This is a genomic window from Rossellomorea sp. KS-H15a, from assembly GCF_024195245.1.
GTDB lineage: Bacteria > Bacillota > Bacilli > Bacillales > Bacillaceae_B > Rossellomorea > Rossellomorea vietnamensis.
The window spans coordinates 3,914,401-3,936,003 of the sequence record NZ_CP096886.1 but is presented as its reverse complement, the minus strand read 5'-3'; the positions used below and the strand labels follow the sequence as shown (position 1 = coordinate 3,936,003).

The window sequence follows — 21,603 nt, the reverse complement described above, 5'->3', positions numbered from 1 at the left end:
AAAGGGAGATGTAAAATGAAAAACAGTCAATTTGCCGGACCGATTATCCGGTCCAGCTTCACCATCATGGTGCTTGCAGGTTTAGTGTATCCACTAGCGTCAACCGGAATCGCACAGGCAATCATGCCGGACAAGGCGGATGGAAGCTTGGTTTATAATGAAGAAAATGAAGTGGTGGGCTCGAAATTGATCGGGCAGAGCGTGAGTGATCCCACCCTATTTCATGGAAGGGTATCCGCCATTGAATATGATGCTTCTGGTTCGGGATCGAATAACTATGCCCCGTCCAATGAGGATATGATCAACCGTACAGAGGAATCATTGGAAGTGTGGAAAAAAGCCAACCCGGATACACCGATCAGTGAGGTTCCGGTCGATCTTGTGACAGACTCAGGTTCAGGTCTTGATCCACATATCTCCGTTCAGGCTGCCATGGCGCAGGTGAACAGAATTTCAGAGCTCACCGGCGTATCCAAAGAGAAGTTGGAGAAATTGATAGAAGACAATACCCAAGGGAAGGAATGGGGGATTTTCGGAGAAGAACGAGTCAATGTCCTTTTGCTTAATCTGGATTTACAGAAGTTATTATAAGTGAAACAGAACCCTGACCAACTCGTTGGTCGGGGTATCAAGTTGATGTGTGCTGCTCGGAGGTGAACAAGAGTGGAAAAAAATCACCCATATTTCAGGAGAAAGACCCCTGAAGAAATTCTCCATGACATCACAGAATCAGCAAGGGGCAAACTGAAATTATATGTCGGCGCTGCTCCGGGAGTGGGAAAATCATATAAGATGCTCCAGGACGCTGCAGACTTAAAAAAAGAAGGAAAAGATGTGGTCATCGGATTAATTGAAACACACGGACGGGCTGAAACGGAAGCTCAACTGAAAGATCTTGAGCAGGTACCATTAATGGTCATGGAGTACAAAGGGAAGAAATTCTATGAACTGAATGTAGAAGGAATCATCAAAAGACAACCGGATCTCGTCATTATCGACGAACTTGCCCATACGAATATTTCCGCTTCCGTTCATACGAAGAGATATGAAGATGTAATGTTGATCCTTGATGCCGGGATTGATGTCCTGTCAGCCGTCAACATCCAGCACCTGGAAAGTGTCAATGATATCGTCCAACAGATTACAGGAGTGAAAGTAAGGGAAAGGGTACCGGATACGTTTGTACAAAAAGCACATGAAATCCAATTGATTGATGTGACTCCTGAAGCGTTAAGAAAGCGGCTGAAGGAAGGAAAAATTTATGCTCCCGTGAAAATCCAACAAAGTCTGACCCATTTTTTTACCACGGCCAATTTATCAGCACTCCGTGAACTGGCTTTAAGGGAGGTTGCCAATGATGTGGACGAAAGAATTGAACAAATAAGCGGTGATCTTAAGAATGGTCCAATCGGGGTTAATGAGAAAATCCTGGTATGCATCCATTACGGTCCCACATCAGAAAAGCTCATCAGAAGGGGCTGGAGAATGGCACACCGGCTGAAGGCAGAATTGTATATTTTGAACATTGTAGCGAATAAAGTTTCACATGCCCATCAGGTTAACGAACCAAAGATGAAAGAGTGGAAGGGGCTTGCCGAACAGTTTAATGCGACTTTATTGTTTGAAGAACAAGGAAAGAGAAAACCTGCTTCTGTCATCATCGAAGTCGCCCAAAAATATAATGTGACTCAAATCCTGCTGGGGCAGTCAGCAAGAACCAGGTGGGAGGAAATATGGAAAGGTTCGATTGTCAATATGATCATGAGGGAGACGACCAATATTGATATACACATCGTGGCAGATGGAAGATCATAAGGAGGAAAGAACTTGAACATCGCGTTTTTCTTAGTCCCCAAGCGGGACGTAGCTTATATTAAGTACGAATCGACGATGAGGCAGGCGCTGGAAAAGATGGAATATCACCGGTACACGTCTGTACCATTGGTCGATAAAAATGGAGTGTATGCTGGTACTCTTACAGAAGGGGACCTGCTCTGGAAAATAAAAAACACACCGGGACTGACATTCCAAAATACAAGCAATGTGATGGTCGCTGACATCCCATTGAACAGACAGAATAAACCGATTCACATCGATGCGGAAATGGAAGATATCATTTCTAAGTCTTTGGAACAGAATTTTGTCCCGGTTGTCGACGATCAAGATCATTTCATAGGAATCATCAGAAGAAGGGAAATCATTGCTTATTGTTTCGGAGAGATGATAAATGGGGAATCGATGTAAAGAACACTTTTTTTCTAACGAACCGAATTCAGCTAGTAACATATTCGTCTATTTGGGCAAAATACCTGTGACTCCGTACAACAGGGGGGAAGAGTATGAAGAAGCAATTTGCTGTTATCGGTTTAGGCCGCTTTGGAGGGAATTTGGTGATGGAACTGTCTGAATTGGGGGTGGAAGTCCTCGCAATCGATCGTAGTGAAGAAGTGATTGAAAGATTCTCCTCCATCGCCACTCATGCCGTCCAGGCAAATGCGATGGAAGAATCCGTTCTAAGGCAGCTGGGATTAAGGAATTTTGATCACGTCATTGTTTCTTTCGGGGAGAACATTGAGGCAAGCATCCTTACAACACTCCAGTTAAAAGAGCTGGGTGTCAAAGAAGTGTGGGTTAAGGCATCGAATGTGTACCATCAAAAGGTATTGGATAAGATTGGTGCTGACAAGGTTATTCACCCCGAAAGAGATATGGCTAAAAGAATCGCCCATCATGTAACATCGGAAAAAATCATCGATTATATCGAACTTTCAAACGAACATAGCATCATAGAGGTCGTGGCAACAAAGAAAGTAGCAGGGAAAACATTGGTTGACTTGGATATTCGGGCAAGGTATGGATGCAATATCATAGCCATTCAACGAAATGGAGAAATTCTGGTTTCACCTCCTGCAGATGAATTGGTCCAGGACAGGGATATGCTGATCGTGATTGGTCATAAACGAGACTTACACCGGTTTGAGAAAGAAGGGGTGTAAGATGATAAGAAGAAGGGTAAACGTCACGCCTCCACAGTTACTTGTTTTAGTATTTTTATTCTTTATCATCCTGGGAACATTACTATTAAAGCTTCCATTTGCCTCTACCATTTCTCTCTCATGGCTGGATGCCCTTTTTACAGCCACATCTGCGATGACTGTAACAGGATTAATCGTCGTTGATACAGGGACTGCCTATACTTTATTCGGCGAAGTGGTCATAATGTGCCTCATCCAGATCGGTGGACTAGGTATCATGTCATTTGCTGTATTAATCTATCTAATGCTGGGAAAGAAAATCGGCTTCAAAGAACGTCTCTTGATTCAACAAGCACTTAATCAAACCTCGGTGGGTGGAGTCATTCGACTTGTTAAGCACTTATTTTTCTTTTCTTTCATAGTGGAAGGGATTGCACTTGCATTACTCGCAGCAAAATGGATCCCTGAATATGGATGGGGGAAAGGCCTCTATTATTCATTATTTCATTCTATTTCTGCCTTCAATAACGCCGGCTTCTCGATATGGCCAGACAGCTTAATGAGATACGTGGGTAGTCCTATCGTAAATCTTGTTATTACAGGTCTATTTATTATTGGTGGAATTGGATTTACGGTTCTGACAGACCTTTGGTATTCAAAAACCATCCGTACATTTTCCCTTCATACGAAATTAATGCTCATAGGCACCCTGATTCTAAACATAGCAGCCATGTTGGCTGTGTTTGTATTGGAATACAGTAATCCAAAAACAATCGGTGGTATGCCGTTGGAGGATAAACTGCTGGGTTCTTATTTCCAGGCGGTAACCCCAAGGACCGCCGGATTCAATACATTGGATATAGGAAGTATGGAACCTTCGACCATCCTCCTTATTATATTCCTGATGTTCATCGGAGCAGGCAGTGCCTCAACAGGTGGAGGGATTAAGCTGACGACTTTCATCGTCATTCTTCTGTCGGTTGTTTCGTTCTTAAATGATCGAAGTGAAATCAGAGTCTTCCGCAGAACGATAGATCGAGCATTCATCTTTAAGGCATTGGCCATCTCGATGATTAGTATATTATTAGTATTTACCGGGATATTTATCTTGACCATCAGCGAGCATGGTTCACCCATCCTCCAAATCATATTTGAAGTGGTATCAGCTTTTGGGACGGTTGGGCTTTCCATGGGATTGACAGGTTCATTGTCATGGATAGGTAAAATAGTCATTATATTCATCATGTTTACAGGGAAGCTTGGTCCATTGACATTGGCCTTCTCTTTGGCGAAGACGACCAAGGATAAAATCCGTTATCCAAAAGAGGATATTCTTACTGGGTAAGTTTAACTATTGTGGGAAAAACACAGAGTGAAGGGGTCTTGACCAGTAGGCATCAAAAGACACAACTAGAGAGAGAAGCTAGTTGTGTCTTTTGATCTGGCAGATAAGATGAACATGAAGCGAGAAGCGGTGGTATACAAACGATTCCGCTTCTATTAAAGATAGTCACTGAGATGGGCGATCTTACCGCATTACTTCAATACTAAAAATCAATTGTCCCTCTTTACTTTGCTTTAATCAACCTAATATCTTCCGCCTTCGCCAACACACATTTCTTATCTTCAGAACCCAATTCCACATATTCAGAATCATAAATCCAGAATATGGTGTACAACTCATCTTCGTATTCTACAGTATCGCCTAAATTATATTTCATTGTCTCTCCTTGAGGAAGATCGATCCATTCTCAGTGACAGGTGTATATTGTACCATTACTTTAGAACTAATTTTGTTCCTTGGGTCTTGGTATTAGGCATTTTAGGTGAGACTACTCCATGGAATCACCTGTGAACGTCGTTATTCACATTGAAATATTCTTTTAAGAATGTGTACGCTTACCTAACCAAATTTTCAGATTGGTCCATTCGAAAGGGAGCAAACGGACGTTCGTCTGTGATATAATGGAAGGACACAACATAATACGGAAGATGGGGTAGCGGCTCACACTCCCAAGTGAAGGGAGGTGATACGCTAATGATTGCTGTAGGAGATGTATTGCAAATTATGATTGCCTTTGGAACATTGATTGTAGCAATTGTCGCGGTTACACAAAAAAAGAAGTAACCATCGTCCCCACCGCTCATGAGGATCATTGATGATTACTTCTGTTTCGATTGACTCTGAGTGAGCCGCTGCACTTTCCATGCAGTTTATGTTGTGGAGGAGTCCTGATTGCCGTCAGGGCTCCTTTTTTAGTGTACTTAACTACTTTTATTATATACATAATGTGATTCGTTAGTAAAGAATAGTGAATAAATGAATCATTTTCCGCCAAGAATAAAATAAAGTATTGACAAAATTAACCTGTTTCGTATAGATTAATTGTAACATAACACTTACATTCTATGACGAGAACGAGTAGGTATGGAGTCTGTTCTACAGAGAGTTGACGATTTGGTGGAAGTCAACGTTCAGATCATATTGAATATCCTCTCCGAGAAGCAAAGCTGAAGGGTTCTTAAGCTTTGACGGATTTCCGCCGTTACAAGGAACGCGTATGATTGTACGTTGAATGAGCGCTGTCACGTAAACTTGAAGTCGGGTTTATGGACAGAATCAGGGTGGTATCGCGGGTTACAAACTCGTCCCTAACTTAGGTTAGGGGCGGGTTTTTTTATTTATATAAAAGAAGGTGTGATGACATGGAGAAGGTAAATGTAAACGAAAAGTCGGTCGAAAGAGAGCAGCGAATCCAGGGTTTCTGGAATTCGAATCATATTTTTGAAAAGTCAGTGGCAAACCGTGAAGGTGAAAAGACATTCGTGTTCTACGAAGGTCCCCCGACGGCCAACGGTCTTCCGCATGCCGGGCATGTCCTCGGTCGTGTGATCAAAGATTTCGTCGCAAGGTATCAGACGATGCGGGGGTATCAAGTGAAACGGAAGGCAGGATGGGATACCCACGGACTCCCGGTGGAACTCGGCGTTGAAAAGAAAATCGGCGTCTCGGGTAAACAGGAAATCGAGGAATATGGGGTAGAGAAATTCATTGAAGAATGTAAAAAAAGTGTATTTGATTATGAGAGACAGTGGCGTACGTTCACAGAAGCCATCGGATACTGGGTGGATATGGATGATCCTTATGTGACCCTTCAAAATGATTATATCGAAAGTGTCTGGCACATCCTTTCGAAAATCCATGAAAAAGGTTTGCTCTATCAGGGGCATCGGGTCGTCCCATACTGCCCGAGCTGCCAAACGTCTCTCAGCTCCCATGAGGTAGCTCAGGGATATAAGGATGTAAAAGATCTTTCCGCGACGGCTAAATTCAAGGTGGAAGGAAGCGAGAATGAGTATTTTCTTGGATGGACGACGACCCCGTGGACACTTCCTTCAAATGTGGCACTCGCCGTTCATGAAGACGTGGATTACTTGAAAGCGAGGCGCGGGGAAGAGACCTATATCCTGGCGAAAAACCTTGTGAACGAGGTGATCGGAGACGACTACGAATTGGTCAGTGAGCATAAAGGACGTGAATTTGTTGGCGTTTCCTATCAACCGCCATTCGACAATCTTACACTTGAGCGCGGGCATGAAGTGATTTCCGCAGAATTTGTAACCGACGACAGCGGAACCGGGATCGTTCATCTGGCTCCTGCTCACGGGGAAGATGACTACAATGCCATCAAAGAAAGCGGATTGGATTTCGTGAATTTCGTGGATGAGAAGGGTTGTTACACCAGTGATTTCAAGCCTCTCCAAGGGGAATTCACCAAGGATAGCGATGTTAAAATCATCAAGATGCTGGCAGACAGCAACCTTCTTTTCTCCAAAGAAAAATATGAACACAGCTATCCGCACTGCTGGCGCTGTGACTCACCGCTCATCTACTACGCGATGGAAGGCTGGTTCATCAAGACCACGGCCGTGAAAGATACGATCATCAAGAACAACCAATCCGTTGAGTGGTATCCAGATCATATGAAAGATGGCCGCTTCGGGAAATTCCTTGAAAATATGGTCGATTGGAACCTTGGCAGGAACCGTTACTGGGGAACACCTCTTAACGTATGGGTTTGCGGGGATTGTGACCAACAGTTCGTCCCGGGAAGTGTTGCCGAGCTGAAAGCACATGCGAAAAGCGGTTGGAGAGAGGGTCTTGAGCTTCATAAACCGTATGTCGACGAAGTGACGGTGGAATGTCCCTCCTGTTCCCAAGAGATGAAAAGGACAAAAGAAGTCATCGATGTCTGGTTCGACAGCGGTTCGATGCCATTTGCCCAGTATCATTACCCATTCGAGAATGAAGAGTTATTCCACCAACAATTCCCGGCGGATGTAATCGCGGAGGGAGTGGATCAGACAAGGGGATGGTTCTACAGCCTATTGACGGTTTCGTCGCTCTTCACAGGGAAAGCGCCTTATAAGCGCGTCTTATCACTCGGTCATATCCTCGATGAAGATGGACGTAAGATGTCTAAGAGTAAAGGGAATGTCATGAATCCAATGGAACTGGTCGATAAGTTTGGTGCCGATGCTCTCAGATGGGCATTGCTTGCAGACAGCGCCCCATGGAATAATAAGCGCTTCTCAGAGAACGTCGTCAGTCAGGCAAAATCAAAGCTCGTCGACACGCTTAATAACGTGCATTCCTTTTACACCATGTATGCCATGATCGACGGTTTCGATCCTGAAAAGCATGCAGCCGGAACACCTTCCCTGCTTGATCAGTGGATGTTATCACGATTGAATTCGGTAACCAGACTTGTCACGGAACATTTAGATGGGTATGACTTTACGGCAGGAGCAAGAGAGTTATCCATCCTGGTGGATCAGGTGAGTAACTGGTATATCCGGAGGTCCCGTGAACGGTTCTGGAGTGAAGGGCTGAATGAAGATAAACTGGCGGCGTATCACACGTTACATCGGGTATTGGTCAGTGTGAGCCGGTTACTGGCACCGTTCACGCCGTTCATCGCAGAAGATATCCATATGAACCTGACGGGTGAAAGCGTGCATCTGGCCGATTTCCCTAAAGCTGAACAAGAGGAGATCAACCCGGCCCTTGAACTGGAAATGGACCATGTGCTGCAAGTCGTCGAGCTTGCCCGGTCCGCCCGGAATATGACAAGCATTAAAACGAAACAGCCCCTATCCGAGCTTACGGTTGTTGGGTCTAAACAAGATACAAAACCTCTATGGAAATATGAATACATCATCAAAGATGAAATCAACGTGAAGAGCGTTCAACTACAGGACACCGCAGGAGATTCCGTACAGTATGAAGTGAAGCTGAATTTCCCGACTGCCGGTCCGAAACTCGGAAAACTCGTAGGTGTCGCTCAGAAGCATTTACAAACGTTATCTTCTGAAGAAGCGAAGAAGGTTGTGGAACAAGGGTATGTTGACTTTGAATCTCCAGCAGGAGAAAAGGTTTCAGTCGAGAAAGATGATCTCATTGTTCATCAAAAAACCCATCAAGGACTGGAAATGGCTTCAAACTCTCAGTTCAGCGTATTCCTGGATACAACCATCACAGAAGATCTGCGGAAAGAAGGGAAGGCCAGGGAACTGGTTCGTGCCGTCCAGCAGTACCGTAAAGAGCTGAATCTGCCGGTGGAACAGCGTGTGCATCTGGTGTTGGATGTGGATGATTCGATGAAAGAGGTAGTGGAGCAATTTGAAGATTTACTGCAGGGCAGTCTCTTGATCAAGAGCATGACGTTTGAGAAACGAGAAAGCATGAAGACAGTTGATTTGGATGGAGCTCGATTAGGGATCTTTGTAAGAGTGTAATGTAACGAAGGGCTTACCCAAAATCAGGGTGAGCCCTTCTCTAGTTAAATTTATCTTGAGTATGCGGGGGGAATTTGAAATAATTGGTAGTAAGGAGTGATGGATATGAGGAAATACAAAGCTATTCTGTTTGATTTAGATGATACTTTACTCGATCGAAATCAGGCAGTGGATAGCATATTTCATATCATGTTGAAAGAGTGTTATGGGAATGTAGAGGATAGGTTGAAAACGGAGATGCTGCGTAAGTTCAAGGAGTATGATCATGATGGTTATGGCGTCAGTGATAAAACAGCTGTATTCCAATCTTTTTTTGATGAATGCCCACCGGTATACCGGTTGCCGGAGCCTCAAGAATTCTGGAATCAACAATTTCCTCAATGTTTTTCGATCAGTGAGCATACCGTTAATCTGGTGAAGAGGGTCCAGGAGCATATGAAAGTGGCCATCATCACAAACGGCACCGTATATAGACAAAACGCAAAGATCATGAATTCCGGTTTACATAAATGTTTTGATGTTATCTTGATTTCCGAGGAAGTCGGATTGGAGAAACCGGATCCACGAATATTCCAATTGGCTCTGAATAAACTTCAAGTCCATCCGGAAGACGCATTATTCGTCGGGGATAATCTCGAGAAGGATGTTCAAGGGCCTCAAGGTGCTGGCCTCAAGGGTATATGGTTCAATCCAAGTGGGATGGAAAACGATTCTGATACAAAGCCAGATGAAGAGATTCAATCGTTGGATGAACTGTTACATTATCTTTCTCCTAAACAATTTACTTGAAAATGGCGCAGTATGCTGATACTCAATAACAAGAATGGTTTTGATGTCATCGATACGTATACAGATGTGAAAGGCTTGCATAAGATCATTCTGGAAAAGAAGTTATAGCAGAGCGGAGGGGATTCCATGCTAAACAGTTCACCTGCACATGAACCAATACCTGTTACAACAGATGCATCGAACATTAGATTTAAAACGCTATTAATCTATTTGACCATGTTGGCTCTTCCGGGTTATGTCATCAATCAACTGCCCCTTCAAAACTATGACGGACTGAAAGGGCTCATTTGGTTTTTATATTTTATGGCCGTCACGCTGGGTTATAAGAATATCAGGACATTCATCGTTCCACTATTGAAAGTGGAAGTCTTCAAGAAACCAGAAACCTACCTATGGATTTTTCTCACCTTTATGCTTCCTTACGTATTATTGCACGTAAGTCTCCATTTCGAAGTACTGATCGACAAATACTATATTTTTTACTTCAACAATCATATGCTCCATGCAAGCAGCTGGCGAGAGACGGTCGATGTGGCGGTCCTGACACCAATCTCTGAAGAAATTATATTTAGGGGCATTTTGTTGACGGTCCTTTTAAAATTCGTAAAGCCATTTTGGGCAGTAGGCATTACATCGATCTTATTTGGACTCATCCACCCATCGGAAATTTGGCTTTTCACTGTACTGGCTGGCTTCCTTTTAACGATGACCGCTTATAAAACCAAATCGATCCTGCCGGCAATGGTGGCTCATTCAATGTGGAATCTATATATGGTGCAGTTGTTTCTATTTTTTTGATGACAGGAGGGGAGCGATACTTGAAAATAATAAGTATTGTACTGGGCGTGATCCTGCTGGTCGCCATACTGGCCAATCTCCATACGATCATCGCTTCAGCCAAATGGTATTCATTTGAGCATAACAAGAACGTTTCAACCGAAACCAAAACCATAACGTATCGGGACATGTTCGAGAGGTTGTACCAACAAAGAGAAGTGGCAGCAGAATTGGAAGACACGATTGTATATTCAAGGATAGGGGATGAAGTACGAAAAGGGGCTGATGAGGCTTCTGATTACGAAATATTATTAGCGCACAACGAGCAGATTACTTCTTTGAAAGTGAAGTTGCCAATAACCACGTTTACAGATGGGGATAAGAACATAGAGTTTATTTCAGGGCATGGGGAAGTGTTAGAAATATGTGAGGACGGTCACTGGGAAGAGTTTAATGGATCTTTGCAGGAGTTAATGAAAAAAGCCCATTAAAAACGCTCAGAAAAAATGACTCTGAGCGTCCTTGTGATCATCTTGCCTGCTTCTGATTATATCCCTGCTCCCCATAAGGCTGCATTTTCTCCAACCACTTTTCCTCCAGCTCAGCCAGAGCTTCTTTCTCCGTAACAAATGGATCATCATTCTTTTTCAATTTTTCCAGCACCTCAAAGGTAAAAGCGTCTTTGCCAAACTCTTTCCATGCAGTTTGTAACGCTTTACTGGTCGTGAATCCATTGTTATCAAGCATGAACTTAATCCCGTTCAAGGTCTTCAAGTTCTTCGTGCTTCCGATATACATTTTATTGTTTTGCTTGTTTGTAATTTGAAAGACACCCGCTTCAACCGGTGTTTCTTTGTATTGTTGTTTTAACTCCCGTTTTCGATCCATGGTACAGACCTCCCGTTTATTTTTTTGCCCAATATTGGCTTCCGTCGGATTTCCGGTCGAGTAAGCCGTATTCAATCATGTATCTTCTGATGAGAACGTAATCTTCATAAATACCTCTTAGTACCTCGTTTAACTCTTTTTCATCGTACACATGGTCTTTTTTCAACTGTTTCGAAATCTCACGAAGGACGACGAGCCTTTGTTTTTCCTTTGGCGGAAATTTCGTCAATGTCCCGTCGGAGAAGTATTTCTTCAGTATGTGATCCTGTTCGTCCTGTGTGATATTGTACCGTTCATCTACCATGGTGGCGGTTTGATGAACGGGTACAAACGTCGGGGCGTTCTCATCTTTTTCTTTCAGTAACTCCATCATGGTCAGAAAGGTCTTGGCCTGACGCTCCTTTTCTTTTAACGCAAACCGGTGATGGCGGATCGTAGACGCACTGCCGATCTCCAATTCTTCTTGAACTTCCTTATCATTTTTCCCTTGATAAAAGAGGGTCAATAAACGCTTTTGGTGATCGGTCAGACCCGTGAGCTTTTTATCCATCCCGATTAAATAATCGAACACAGAAATATGCGTACGGTCAATATGAACCCCCATATATTTTTCTGCCAGGTAAAATCGATCTTCGTGTGGATAGACCATGCCTTTTTCAATACTCTCTCCGCACAAAAGACAAACAAATGCATCCTCTTCTTCCATATAGCCTCTTTTCATTTCTTCCAAAGAGGCACTCCAAAACAGGTTGGAAAGTTCCATTTCTTCACACGTCCTAATCTTTTGTTGGTTATTATATAAACTATAATTAAATTCGTTGGTTAATTTATAAACATATTATATTTTTGTTTGGTTTTTGTCAACTGGGAGCTTTTTGTGAAATTAAAGGAGATTGATCATTTGAAGTAGAATCTAAACTTACAAGATCCATCGACTGGAGGTCAAAAACATGAAAGAACATATCGTCGACGTCATCCATCAAATCGAAATCGATCACGATGTAAAAATTTTATTTGCCTGTGAATCCGGAAGCAGGGCGTGGGGATTTCACTCTAAAGACAGCGACTATGATGTCCGCTTCATTTATATCCATAAGCCAGACTGGTATTTATCCATTGATCAAAAGAGAGATGTGATCGAAATTCCTGCGAGGGATTCCGTCTCGATTCCGATTGAGCCGTTGTTGGATATAAGCGGATGGGAGCTGACGAAGGCACTGAGGTTATTCCGGAAATCGAATCCTCCTCTTCTCGAGTGGCTACAATCAACGATTGTCTACTACCAGTCTTACACCACCATTGATCAAATGGAGGAACTGGAGCAGAAGACCTTTTCCCCCGTTTCCTGTATGCATCATTATGTGAGCATGGCAAAGGGGAATTTTCGGGATTTAGTTCAGGGAGAAGATGTAATGGTCAAAAAGTATTTGAATGTGCTCCGTCCCCTGCTGGCTGCCAAATGGATCGAGAAATATGATTCGATCCCTCCGATTGAATTTCAAGAGCTGTTTGAAGAACTGTGGCTAGAGGGTGAATGGAAGGATTCGATTGGGAATTTGTTAAAACAGAAGAGAGAGGGAGAAGAGATCTATCTCGAACCGAGGCTGGATGCCCTCAATGAACATCTTCAAAAAGAAATTGAACATATAGAAGCGTATGCGAAGTCGATTAAAAAAGACATTCCGGATCCAACGGGTGAATTGGATATGCTGTTCAGGGGGGCGTTGAGGGAAGTTTGGGATGAAGAGTGGAAGGAGTTGGGACAACGGGGATGGTGAAGGAGTAGGGGAAGATTATACAACCACTGATCAGGGACTGGTTTTTGTTAAAAATGTTAAAAAATCATAGGATAATAGGGTGAAAGGGTTCAAGAATACGTAAGACCCAGGAGTTCCAACCCTGCTCATGGGGTTGGTGCTCCTTTTTGGTCGTAATGGTCTTGAAGAGGGAGGGGTAGAGGGATTAATTGCGTCATAATCGACGATGATTGCGTCTTTTTAAGAATAATTGCGTCATTTTCAAATTAATTGCGTATTTTACCAAATGATCCCATTAAGCCTCACCTCTAACTAACGCCTACCTTCCCCCTTATCACTCCCCCGATTAAACCAATACATAAGAAAAAAACCGAGAGTAAATCCACCACTCAATGTCAGAATCAAACCCATCTCATAATCTCCAAGTAGGAATAAGAACATAAATATAATGATCCCGACAACAAATGGAAAGTACCAGCGATTCATCGGAACGCCTCCTTGTTAATTTTTGTAATTTTCACTTATGGTTTTTTTACCCAACTACAGGGATTGTAATCTTTTAGTGTCATAGTATCTTATCTACAAACCCCACCTTACCAAACCACCCAAATAAGATTATAATGGTAATATCTTCTACCTCTATGTACAGGCATGAAGAGAGATCTCACGATAGAGGTGATTCCATGAAACTGACTTTCTTAAGCATTCTCCGTCTGGTCATGTTCACCATGATCAGTTACATCTATTATTCTTCTGTTGGTACACCATCAACGGCACAAACCATGTATGTGATCATAGCGGGAATCGGATTTATACTGAATCATTTTTTACTGGCGTCTACTCGAAATCAGACCTATTATCCCCTTGCCCTCGATTTCATCCTCATTACAGGGTTTGTCTATTTTTATCCTGGATCGTCTCTGTATTTGATCCTGTTTGGCGTAAATGCAGTGACACTGTTCTTGTCTGCTAAAGATAACCGGGTCCTATGGGGCTTCAGCTTAACCTTTTTCATCATTTGGTTCAGCTCTATGTACTATACTTATGAAGTTACAGGCACATTTTCACTCTTGGAAAATCTCATCAATTTCAGCTTGATTGTGTTCGAAGCAGTCGTCGGACGGCTCATACATAAACTGTTCCATGCACGGGCAAAAATTGAAACCCAGTACGGGGAGTTGCAGGAAACTCATACAGCGTTAACGTCCGCCCATGAACAATTACATCACTACTCAAAGCAAGTGGAGGAGTTGACGCTGATCCGTGAACGGAACCGGATTTCCGGGGAAATCCATGATACGGTCGGTCATAAGATGACGGCGCTTCTTGTTCAGCTTCAGGTAGCGAAGGAGCTGATGGATTCACGTCCTGACATGAGCAGACAGAAGCTGGAGCTCTGTGAAGACCTGGCGAGGGAGACCCTCCAGGAAATCCGCCTGTCGGTCAGGACCTTGAAGGATCACGATCAGCCGCAATCCTTCATCCCAACAGTCCGCAAACTGCTGGAGGATTATCAGGTGATGACGGGTCTCCTCTCCAGTTTTACCGTTAAAGGGGATGTGACCACCATCCCAATCTCCATCCAGCTTGACCTGACCCGGGTCATACAGGAATCGATCACCAATGCCGTCCGGCACGGGGAGGCGAAGGAATGTAGTGTCATGCTGGAAGTTTCTGAATCTAAGGTGGAAATCCGAATTCAGGATGACGGAAAAGGGTCGGCGGATATCAATCCCGGATTCGGCTTGAAGCATATGAGGGACAGAATCCACGAACATGGAGGGACCACCGTCTTTGAAAGTACGAAAGAAGGGTTCCGTGTGAAAGCAACGGTGCCGTTAATAGAGATGAAATGGCAAATGGGGGGATCATGAATGGTCAGAATTCTAATCGTCGATGATCAGGAATTAATGAGGGACGGACTTGCCACAATATTGGATTTAAGACAGGAAATCGAAGTGGCAGGGGTTGCGTCAAACGGAAAGGAAGCGTTCGAGAAAGCCGGGGAGCTCCGTCCGGACATCGTACTAATGGATATCCGCATGCCAATTGCTAGCGGAGTAGAAGGAACAAAACTGATTACCACCAACTATCCCGACATTAAGGTCCTCATGCTCACTACTTTCAACGACAGCGAGCTCATTTTTGAAGCACTGGAAGAAGGGGCGAGTGGATACTTACTGAAAGATATGCCGACGGATGCCATCGTCCAGGCGATCATGACGGTTCAATCGGGGGGCATGGTGCTACCGAAAGAGCTGACGGCGGATATCGTAAGGGAAATGAGACGAAATCAGCCGGCAGAACAAATCCACACAGTCCCGGAAATCGTGAAGGAACTGACGGAACGGGAACTGGAGGTTCTTCAACAGCTCGGTCTCGGACTGAACAACAAGGAAATTGCGGAGAAACTGTATATATCCGAAGGCACCGTAAAGAATCATGTGTCCAATCTTATCAGCAAACTCGAGTTAAGGGACCGCACCCAGGCGGCGATCTTTGCCGTCCGCTATCACATCACACATTATTGAACCATGACTTTCAGCATAGTACTCCTATGAAATACAGCTATCAAAGCTGTATTTTTTTATGTTCAAATTCTATCGCAGGAGGGATTTGGAAAAGGAAGATCCCCGCTATACTTAAGCTATAGTCAATGAAAAAAGGGTGTGGCGATATGTTGGAAGTGAAAGAGCTGAAGAAAAGCTATGGAAAAAACGAGGTCGTGAAGAATGTATCCTTTATGATCGAAAAGGGGGAGTCGTTCGGATTGCTGGGACCAAACGGAGCGGGGAAATCAACGACGATTTCCATGATTTGCGGACTTGTCCCGTATGATCATGGGGAAGTGCTCGTGGCCAGTCAATCGGTGAAACAATTTCCGTTGCTGGTTAAAAAGAAAATCGGGGTGGTCCCTCAGGAAATTGCCCTGTATCCAACGATGTCAGCAAGGGATAATCTGTTGTTCTGGGGGAAGATGTACGGTCTGACCGGAGCACAGGCAAAGAGTCGGGTGGAGGAAGTCCTCGAAATCGTCGGTCTGAAGGAGCGGGGGAAAGATAGGATTGAAACCTTCTCCGGAGGGATGAAGCGGAGAATCAACATCGGAGCCGCCTTGATGCACGAACCGGAATTATTGATCATGGATGAGCCGACGGTGGGGATCGATCCACAGTCGCGCAATCACATCCTTGAAACCGTCAAAGCACTCAATGAAAAAGGCATGACCATCATATACACGAGTCATTACATGGAGGAAGTGGAGTTCCTTTGTAATCGCGTCGGCATCATGGATCATGGGGAAGTGATTGCCCTCGGGACGAAGTCGGAATTGTGCAGCCGACTAACGGGAAGCAGCTTCATTCAGATAAAGGTGGAAAATCTATCGGATGATGTGATGCGGGAGTTGGAAAAGGCGGAAGATATACCACGAATCGCTTTTCAACAGGAAGCCGGCATCATCGAAGTATTTGCACCGAACCCGCAGGAAGCCGTGGCCTCGGTCATCACGTCAGCCGTCCATGCGGGATTGAAGATTGAATCTGTTGAAATTAAAGAATCAAATCTTGAGACGCTATTCCTGCAGCTGACAGGACGAACGTTACGGGATTAGGAGGAGATAGACATGAGCATGTTCACCATTGCATGGAAAGATATCAGGATCCGCCTCAAGGATCGCAAGTCCTTTATCACACTATTATTGATGCCGATCGTCCTGACAGCCATCCTTGGATCTGCTTTAAGCAGCGCTTTCAGTGAAAATGGATCGCTGCCAGAACTGACTGCAGGAGTCGTCGTTACCTCACAAGATGAGCTGACAGATCAATTCCTGCACGACACCCTGCAGGGAAAAGAATTGAAGGACAGTATCACTTTAAAAAATTATAAAACAGAATCCGATTTGCGGGACGCCATCGAGGAGGGGAAGGTGGATGGCGGCCTCGTCATCCCGGACGGTTGGGGAGACGGGATAGTGAACGGGGAAACCGTACCGGTCAAACTTTACAAAGATCCTGGTAAGGAGATTCAGTACACCATCCTTTCCACTATCACCGAATCCTTCACGAACCGCGTGGCTACGGTATCGGCGGCTACACGGACCATGGGTCAGGAGTTGGGATCGGCTGTGCCGGTGTCCAATCAGAATATCGATCTTTCCGCTGCCATGAAGGATCTATCAGAAAAACTTTCTACGATTGCAGATTCAAAGGAAAACGGGGTCATCACTCAAAAAGACGGCAAGGAGCCTCTTTCAGGCATGCAATACTATGCTGCTGCCATGGGTGTCATGTTCATTCTATTCAACACCACGATTGGGGCCAAAACCATCCTTCAGGAGCGGAATACCGATACATTGGCAAGGCTGATGGTCAGTCCGATTCGTCACTCATCCATTATGGGAGGGAAGTTTCTGGGTACCCTCTCGTTCACGATCCTCCAGTTCACGGTGTTCATCATCGCCACCCGGTTGTTATTTGGAGTGGACTGGGGCAGCAATGGATGGCAGCTTCTCCTGTTGGGCCTCGCGTACTCCGTTACGGTTTCGGGTCTTGCCATGTTGCTTGCGGGATTCCTTACGGATGAAAAAACAGCAGATTCCATCGGGGGAATCGGCGTGCAGGTCCTCGCCCTGCTTGGTGGTTCAATGATCCCACTGGCATCGTTCCCTGACGCCTTACAGAAGTTCGCCTCCATCGCCCCCAATAAGTGGGCCCTCGGCGGCTTTCTCGATATCATGAACGGAACGTCGTGGAATAGTCTTGTCCTGCCTGTCACCGTACTCGTACTGAGCGGTCTTCTGGCATTGTGGATCGGTTCATTGAAATTAAAGCTTAGATAAGGAGAGAAATAGGATGAGAAAAATCATCAGCATAGCCCGATTTGAAGTGAAACGACTTTTTCAAAATCGCCGTGCCTTTCTGCTGCTGTTCGGAATGCCCCTGTTATTCACCTTCATCTTCGGGGGAGTCATAACCGGAGACGGGGAATATAAGCCGGAGATTGCCGTAGTGGACGAAGACCAGACGGAGGCGTCACAGACCCTGATCAATGAAATGAAAGCAAGCGATTCTTTTACATTTACAAAAGGAAATAGCAAGAGAGTTGCCGAACAGTTCGACAACCAGGAAATAACGGGATATCTTTCGGTGGAAAAAGGATTCGAATCAACGCTTCAAAATGAGGGAACACCGGAAGTCGTCTTTGTTTCAGGACCTTCCTTCGAAGGGGCGGCACTTGTGGAACAGCTCATCAATGACAGCCTCGTGAAACAGAAGGTAAGTACAGCTGCTGCAAAATTTTATCAAGAGACAACGGGAGAAAGTCCGGCCCTCATCCAGGAGAAAATCTCGGATGAACGGACCTTGGTACCTGTAGCTGTTGAAACCGTCTCTGTTACGAAAAATGAAAATAGGCAATCGATGAACAATTTGACGGCGCGTTCAGCAGGCTTCACGATCATGTTCGTCATGATCGCCATGCTATCAAGCACCGGTATCCTACTCGAGGCGAGACAAAACGGGGTATGGTACCGGATGATGTCCACTCCTGCCACCAAAGTGGAAGTATTATGTGGATACATGCTGGCATTCTTCGTCATCGGCTGGATCCAATTCGGAATCTTGATGACTCTGTCAGAGAAGATTTTTCACATCGAATGGGGGAATATGTTCGCCAATATGATTCTCGTTTCAAGTCTGCTTCTCTGCAGCATCGGACTTGGACTTTTCCTTGCCGGATTCGTCAAAACGTCAGAACAGCAATCGGTCTTCGGGAACCTGATCATCATCTCCACCTGTATGATCGCCGGCGTCTACTGGCCGGTTGAAATCATGCCGGACTTTATTCAGCATATCTCAACTTTCCTTCCACAGTATTGGGGGATGGAAGGGTTTGCTGAGTTGACGGTAAGGGGCGGAGATATCACGGATATCGTTACACCTGTAGGGATCCTGCTCGGGTTTGCAGTTGTGTTTTTGATGGTTGGGTTGAGAAAAGTGAGGTTTGAATAGAAGGAACGAATCAAGAATAAGCCATGGCCCCATGGCTTATTCTATATCCTGATAACCAAGTAATCCCCGTTGGTCATCTGAACAACGTCAGCCTTTAATCCTTTTGCGATATCAACGGTCATCTCTTTTAATTCCTCAAGATCCTCACTGTATAGTAGAAGCGGTCCCCCGTTGATGACTCTGTCACGGTTTGACGTTAAGTAAGCTAGTATTTGATAAGGTGGTTTCATTGAATTTTCCCTGCCCAAGAAGCATCACCCTTTCAAGTTGGTTTTCATGACAGCATGAGATTTTTTCGTGCTTTCGAGTAATGGACATTTTTTGACGGCCTCAATGAACGCATCGATGTCGCGTTTGATCGGCACAAGGGTGATCATGACCTTGCCGTCTTCATAATCTTTTCTTGTAAACTGATACCGTTTGACCCCCAATGCCCGGCATGCTTCGAATAAGGCGGCCTGACGCTGACCGAAGTTATCAAGGTTGATCCTGAAATGATTTTCTTTCGGATAGATGACAACGGCCATTCCTTCTTCAGAAAACAGCTTCTCAGCATTGTCCGTACCAAGCAGGTTGCTGACATACATATCATCCACATACAAGGAGGAATGTTTTACGACCACTTTGCCTTCTTTGACTTCTGCAATGTCGCCAATCGTTTTACCCTTGGTGAATCTCTGCAAATAGTAAAGAAGAGCAAAACCTATCAAGGCACCTCCGGCAATACAGATCCATAGATTCTCCAGATTGAAAGCGTTTTGGAGAATGGATATCGTAAGAGACGTGACGAGTGCTACGATAAAGGCAAGATAATTTCTGGCTTCGAATGTTTTGGCGATCCCGTCTATGTAGGCTTTCCCCCTGTAAGTGAATTCCGTTTCTTCCAAGTCGCTCAGGCTTTCTTTCTCCATCTTCCGGACATCCCTGAATTGCTGGAGGGCCAGGGTGAGGAACGTCACAGCTACGAAGTTTTTACTTAATAATGCGGGAATGGCCACGGCTCCCAGTGCCGCTGCTACAAAACCCGTAATGATTTGAATGAAATAGCCATTCGGGTAGCTCGGATACTGTCTGAAGTCTTCTTTGATCGTCAGGATCCTTGTCATGGTTCCAATGATGATCGCGCTTGTTATGGTATAGAGTTCGTTTGCAGTCAATCCAGCAGATTCCATAGATCTCACCTCGATTCAATGGGTCTATCTGGATTAGTATGGGAAACGTGAATGTGAATTATGCGACGTGGTGGTGCGAAGACACAAGAAAGCCAGGCACTTAAATCTGCCTGGCTTTCTTCTTCTGATTAAAATAACTCACTGCCGTCATCCGGCTCAATAAAGCGACTGTCAAAATGGACAGGATCATGTGTACGGACGATGTCACTGGGCTCAGTTCTTCAGTTTTTACGACAAATCCACCAAAGGTTGTCAAAATGGCTAGGAGGATCAAGAGTAAGGCGGATTTCCTCATGACGTTAAACCTTAACGCTAGGAAAACGGCATATCCGATGAAGAATAAAGCAATCATACCGAGCAATCCGTGGATCACATACGTGAAATTGGCAAGTTCTACATCCGTATTCCTTACTTCAAATAGTAATTGGCTGAGTTGAAAATGTTTAAAGAGTGCCCCGATTAACACCTCGAGCATAAGGGCTGAAAACCCAATCACTAAAGGTTTTTTCACTTCATTCAATTTCATGTTCCCAGTTCCTCTCTGTAATCCTTCATGAAGGAAAATAAGAGAGATTAATAGAAAGAGGCTGAACATGACATCGAGTGTCGTGAAACCGGTCGGTGTGCCAAGCAGGACATTCATTCCGCCAATCATCGCCTGAGTAAATAACAGAACCAATGAAAGTAATGAGATGACTTTCACGGCTTTATCGGTTGTCTTTCTCCAGGCAAGGATGGCGTTGATCAGGATGACCAGGCCGAGCAGTGTCGTGAATAACCGGTGAGAGTATTCAATCACGACGCGATAATTGGTGATATCCGGAATGATTTTTCCGTTACAGATCGGCCAATCACTCCCGCAAGCATCACCTGAATGTGTCGCTACGACCAGGTTGCCGAGCACCAATGCTGCAATGGTAACGATGATCGTAAAGAATGAGAATCTATTTTTCATATCATTGAAGTCCTTTCGTGTTAGAATCAATCATATATTGATATCTGTTCATATACTAACAGGATTGTGAGATGGAACACAATCGTTAAACGTCGATGTCACATAACGTTCATCTATCGTTAGAAAAGATTGGAAAGAATATTAATGGTAGCGAGTGGTGGTTGATTTCCGCTGCAGGTGCTCGCTTTCCGCGGGGCGTGAGTTGAGCCTCCTCGAGCTTCGCCCTGTGGGGTCTCAACTTTCCCGCTATTCCCGTCGGAGTCGAGCACCTTCCGCTCCAATCAACTTTATGAGGGTATGGAGGACAAATTTCCTTCCATATCCATCAGAAACCACCTTCTATGAAAAAAAGCTTTCTTAAAAATCCAGATTTCTTAACTGTTTGAAAATAACAATGATTACTGTTTGACAGTGGCATGTTCTTTTTTTTATCATATAAATAAGAATACATGAACACATTGTCATATATTGAAATAGAAT

23 protein-coding genes, 1 pseudogene and 1 other annotated feature are annotated in these 21,603 nt (G+C 44.5%); of the genes and pseudogenes, 17 read left to right on the top strand and 7 right to left on the bottom strand.

From position 1 onward, the window contains the following. The first annotated feature begins 15 nt into the window (after positions 1-15). The 5 genes from kdpC to M1J35_RS20195 all read left to right on the top strand — a co-directional run bounded on the left by kdpC (position 16) and on the right by M1J35_RS20195 (position 4,320). Positions 16-591: a potassium-transporting ATPase subunit KdpC gene (gene kdpC / locus M1J35_RS20215; RefSeq protein ID WP_254652137.1), complete on the top strand. Its 576-nt coding sequence runs from the start codon at positions 16-18 to the stop codon at positions 589-591. Between the two features lie 72 nt (positions 592-663). Beyond that, positions 664-1,815, top strand: coding sequence for a KdpD-like non-kinase potassium sensor (gene kdpDN / locus M1J35_RS20210; RefSeq protein WP_254652136.1), 1,152 nt, complete (start codon positions 664-666; stop codon positions 1,813-1,815). Between the two features lie 12 nt (positions 1,816-1,827). Then, positions 1,828-2,244, top strand: coding sequence for a CBS domain-containing protein (locus M1J35_RS20205; RefSeq protein WP_254652135.1), 417 nt, complete (start codon positions 1,828-1,830; stop codon positions 2,242-2,244). A gap of 95 nt (positions 2,245-2,339) precedes the next feature. Further along, positions 2,340-2,996 carry a potassium channel family protein gene (locus tag M1J35_RS20200; protein ID WP_254652134.1) on the top strand — a complete coding sequence of 219 codons (657 nt, stop codon included), beginning with the start codon at positions 2,340-2,342 and terminating at the stop codon, positions 2,994-2,996. 1 nt (position 2,997) lies between these two features. Beyond that, the gene (locus M1J35_RS20195; protein WP_254652133.1) at positions 2,998-4,320 is read left to right on the top strand and encodes a TrkH family potassium uptake protein; all 1,323 of its coding nucleotides are present in this window, start codon (positions 2,998-3,000) and stop codon (positions 4,318-4,320) included. A gap of 223 nt (positions 4,321-4,543) precedes the next feature. Here the strand turns inward: M1J35_RS20195 and M1J35_RS20190 are convergent, their stop codons facing one another. Next, complete coding sequence (locus M1J35_RS20190; RefSeq protein ID WP_254652132.1) at positions 4,544-4,696, bottom strand: hypothetical protein; 153 nt, start codon at positions 4,694-4,696, stop codon at positions 4,544-4,546. Positions 4,697-5,013: 317 nt separating this feature from the next. Between M1J35_RS20190 and M1J35_RS20185 the strand changes: the two genes are divergently transcribed. The 6 genes and pseudogenes from M1J35_RS20185 (at position 5,014) to M1J35_RS20160 (ending at position 10,831) form a co-directional block, all read left to right on the top strand. After that, positions 5,014-5,103, top strand: a complete 90-nt coding sequence (locus M1J35_RS20185) for a putative holin-like toxin (RefSeq protein WP_219927342.1) — start codon at positions 5,014-5,016, stop codon at positions 5,101-5,103. A 272-nt stretch (positions 5,104-5,375) separates the two neighbouring features. Continuing rightward, positions 5,376-5,632 (top strand) — a binding site (T-box leader). A 49-nt stretch (positions 5,633-5,681) separates the two neighbouring features. After that, positions 5,682-8,774 carry an isoleucine--tRNA ligase gene (gene ileS, locus M1J35_RS20180; RefSeq protein ID WP_254652131.1) on the top strand — a complete coding sequence of 1,031 codons (3,093 nt, stop codon included), beginning with the start codon at positions 5,682-5,684 and terminating at the stop codon, positions 8,772-8,774. A gap of 105 nt (positions 8,775-8,879) precedes the next feature. Beyond that, entirely contained in the window at positions 8,880-9,563 is a 684-nt protein-coding gene (locus M1J35_RS20175) for an HAD family hydrolase (protein ID WP_254652130.1), read from the top strand. After that, positions 9,564-9,671 (top strand): annotated as a pseudogene (locus M1J35_RS20170) (GNAT family N-acetyltransferase); the annotation flags it as partial. An 18-nt stretch (positions 9,672-9,689) separates the two neighbouring features. Next, entirely contained in the window at positions 9,690-10,361 is a 672-nt protein-coding gene (locus tag M1J35_RS20165) for a CPBP family intramembrane glutamic endopeptidase (protein WP_254652129.1), read from the top strand. Between the two features lie 20 nt (positions 10,362-10,381). Then, on the top strand, positions 10,382-10,831 hold the full coding sequence (locus M1J35_RS20160; RefSeq protein WP_254652128.1) for a hypothetical protein: 450 nt from the start codon (positions 10,382-10,384) through the stop codon (positions 10,829-10,831). Positions 10,832-10,868: 37 nt separating this feature from the next. Here M1J35_RS20160 and M1J35_RS20155 read toward each other — a convergent pair whose 3' ends face one another. Together M1J35_RS20155 and M1J35_RS20150 are read right to left on the bottom strand one after the other, a co-directional pair. Continuing rightward, entirely contained in the window at positions 10,869-11,228 is a 360-nt protein-coding gene (locus M1J35_RS20155) for a GIY-YIG nuclease family protein (RefSeq protein ID WP_254652127.1), read from the bottom strand. 16 nt (positions 11,229-11,244) lie between these two features. Continuing rightward, complete coding sequence (locus M1J35_RS20150; protein WP_254652126.1) at positions 11,245-11,991, bottom strand: DUF2087 domain-containing protein; 747 nt, start codon at positions 11,989-11,991, stop codon at positions 11,245-11,247. Between the two features lie 187 nt (positions 11,992-12,178). On the opposite strand from M1J35_RS20150, the gene M1J35_RS20145 reads away from it, so the two are divergent. Further along, complete coding sequence (locus M1J35_RS20145; protein WP_254652125.1) at positions 12,179-13,006, top strand: nucleotidyltransferase domain-containing protein; 828 nt, start codon at positions 12,179-12,181, stop codon at positions 13,004-13,006. Between the two features lie 291 nt (positions 13,007-13,297). Here M1J35_RS20145 and M1J35_RS20140 read toward each other — a convergent pair whose 3' ends face one another. Next, a complete protein-coding gene (locus tag M1J35_RS20140) occupies positions 13,298-13,471 on the bottom strand; it encodes a hypothetical protein (RefSeq protein WP_156029919.1) in 174 nt (57 codons plus the stop codon). A gap of 197 nt (positions 13,472-13,668) precedes the next feature. On the opposite strand from M1J35_RS20140, the gene M1J35_RS20135 reads away from it, so the two are divergent. The 5 genes from M1J35_RS20135 to M1J35_RS20115 all read left to right on the top strand — a co-directional run bounded on the left by M1J35_RS20135 (position 13,669) and on the right by M1J35_RS20115 (position 18,996). Then, positions 13,669-14,859, top strand: a complete 1,191-nt coding sequence (locus M1J35_RS20135; RefSeq protein ID WP_254652124.1) for a sensor histidine kinase — start codon at positions 13,669-13,671, stop codon at positions 14,857-14,859. Next, positions 14,860-15,516, top strand: a complete 657-nt coding sequence (locus M1J35_RS20130; protein ID WP_254652123.1) for a response regulator — start codon at positions 14,860-14,862, stop codon at positions 15,514-15,516. A 146-nt stretch (positions 15,517-15,662) separates the two neighbouring features. Continuing rightward, entirely contained in the window at positions 15,663-16,598 is a 936-nt protein-coding gene (locus M1J35_RS20125) for an ABC transporter ATP-binding protein (RefSeq protein ID WP_254652122.1), read from the top strand. 12 nt (positions 16,599-16,610) lie between these two features. After that, positions 16,611-17,825: an ABC transporter permease gene (locus M1J35_RS20120; protein ID WP_079533279.1), complete on the top strand. Its 1,215-nt coding sequence runs from the start codon at positions 16,611-16,613 to the stop codon at positions 17,823-17,825. A gap of 13 nt (positions 17,826-17,838) precedes the next feature. Continuing rightward, a complete protein-coding gene (locus M1J35_RS20115; RefSeq protein ID WP_254652121.1) occupies positions 17,839-18,996 on the top strand; it encodes an ABC transporter permease in 1,158 nt (385 codons plus the stop codon). A gap of 41 nt (positions 18,997-19,037) precedes the next feature. Here the strand turns inward: M1J35_RS20115 and M1J35_RS20110 are convergent, their stop codons facing one another. The 3 genes from M1J35_RS20110 to M1J35_RS20100 form a co-directional block, all read right to left on the bottom strand. Then, positions 19,038-19,226, bottom strand: a complete 189-nt coding sequence (locus tag M1J35_RS20110) for a capping complex subunit for YIEGIA (protein ID WP_034760392.1) — start codon at positions 19,224-19,226, stop codon at positions 19,038-19,040. 24 nt (positions 19,227-19,250) lie between these two features. Next, positions 19,251-20,168 carry a YIEGIA family protein gene (locus M1J35_RS20105; RefSeq protein WP_254652120.1) on the bottom strand — a complete coding sequence of 306 codons (918 nt, stop codon included), beginning with the start codon at positions 20,166-20,168 and terminating at the stop codon, positions 19,251-19,253. Between the two features lie 100 nt (positions 20,169-20,268). Further along, a complete protein-coding gene (locus tag M1J35_RS20100; RefSeq protein WP_079533285.1) occupies positions 20,269-21,123 on the bottom strand; it encodes a COX15/CtaA family protein in 855 nt (284 codons plus the stop codon). Positions 21,124-21,603 lie beyond the last annotated feature (480 nt).

Coding starts and splice junctions, on each gene's coding strand:
- M1J35_RS20110 (WP_034760392.1), bottom strand. CDS start 19,226: ATGAAACCACCTTATCAAATACTAGCTTACTTAACGTCAAACCGTGAC.
- M1J35_RS20185 (WP_219927342.1), top strand. CDS start 5,014: ATGATTGCTGTAGGAGATGTATTGCAAATTATGATTGCCTTTGGAACA.
- M1J35_RS20195 (WP_254652133.1), top strand. CDS start 2,998: ATGATAAGAAGAAGGGTAAACGTCACGCCTCCACAGTTACTTGTTTTA.
- M1J35_RS20190 (WP_254652132.1), bottom strand. CDS start 4,696: ATGAAATATAATTTAGGCGATACTGTAGAATACGAAGATGAGTTGTAC.
- M1J35_RS20135 (WP_254652124.1), top strand. CDS start 13,669: ATGAAACTGACTTTCTTAAGCATTCTCCGTCTGGTCATGTTCACCATG.
- ileS (WP_254652131.1), top strand. CDS start 5,682: ATGGAGAAGGTAAATGTAAACGAAAAGTCGGTCGAAAGAGAGCAGCGA.
- M1J35_RS20120 (WP_079533279.1), top strand. CDS start 16,611: ATGAGCATGTTCACCATTGCATGGAAAGATATCAGGATCCGCCTCAAG.
- kdpC (WP_254652137.1), top strand. CDS start 16: ATGAAAAACAGTCAATTTGCCGGACCGATTATCCGGTCCAGCTTCACC.
- M1J35_RS20105 (WP_254652120.1), bottom strand. CDS start 20,168: ATGGAATCTGCTGGATTGACTGCAAACGAACTCTATACCATAACAAGC.
- M1J35_RS20130 (WP_254652123.1), top strand. CDS start 14,860: ATGGTCAGAATTCTAATCGTCGATGATCAGGAATTAATGAGGGACGGA.
- M1J35_RS20155 (WP_254652127.1), bottom strand. CDS start 11,228: ATGGATCGAAAACGGGAGTTAAAACAACAATACAAAGAAACACCGGTT.
- M1J35_RS20150 (WP_254652126.1), bottom strand. CDS start 11,991: ATGGAACTTTCCAACCTGTTTTGGAGTGCCTCTTTGGAAGAAATGAAA.
- M1J35_RS20140 (WP_156029919.1), bottom strand. CDS start 13,471: ATGAATCGCTGGTACTTTCCATTTGTTGTCGGGATCATTATATTTATG.
- M1J35_RS20125 (WP_254652122.1), top strand. CDS start 15,663: ATGTTGGAAGTGAAAGAGCTGAAGAAAAGCTATGGAAAAAACGAGGTC.
- M1J35_RS20145 (WP_254652125.1), top strand. CDS start 12,179: ATGAAAGAACATATCGTCGACGTCATCCATCAAATCGAAATCGATCAC.
- M1J35_RS20115 (WP_254652121.1), top strand. CDS start 17,839: ATGAGAAAAATCATCAGCATAGCCCGATTTGAAGTGAAACGACTTTTT.
- M1J35_RS20175 (WP_254652130.1), top strand. CDS start 8,880: ATGAGGAAATACAAAGCTATTCTGTTTGATTTAGATGATACTTTACTC.
- M1J35_RS20200 (WP_254652134.1), top strand. CDS start 2,340: ATGAAGAAGCAATTTGCTGTTATCGGTTTAGGCCGCTTTGGAGGGAAT.
- M1J35_RS20100 (WP_079533285.1), bottom strand. CDS start 21,123: ATGAAAAATAGATTCTCATTCTTTACGATCATCGTTACCATTGCAGCA.
- M1J35_RS20165 (WP_254652129.1), top strand. CDS start 9,690: ATGCTAAACAGTTCACCTGCACATGAACCAATACCTGTTACAACAGAT.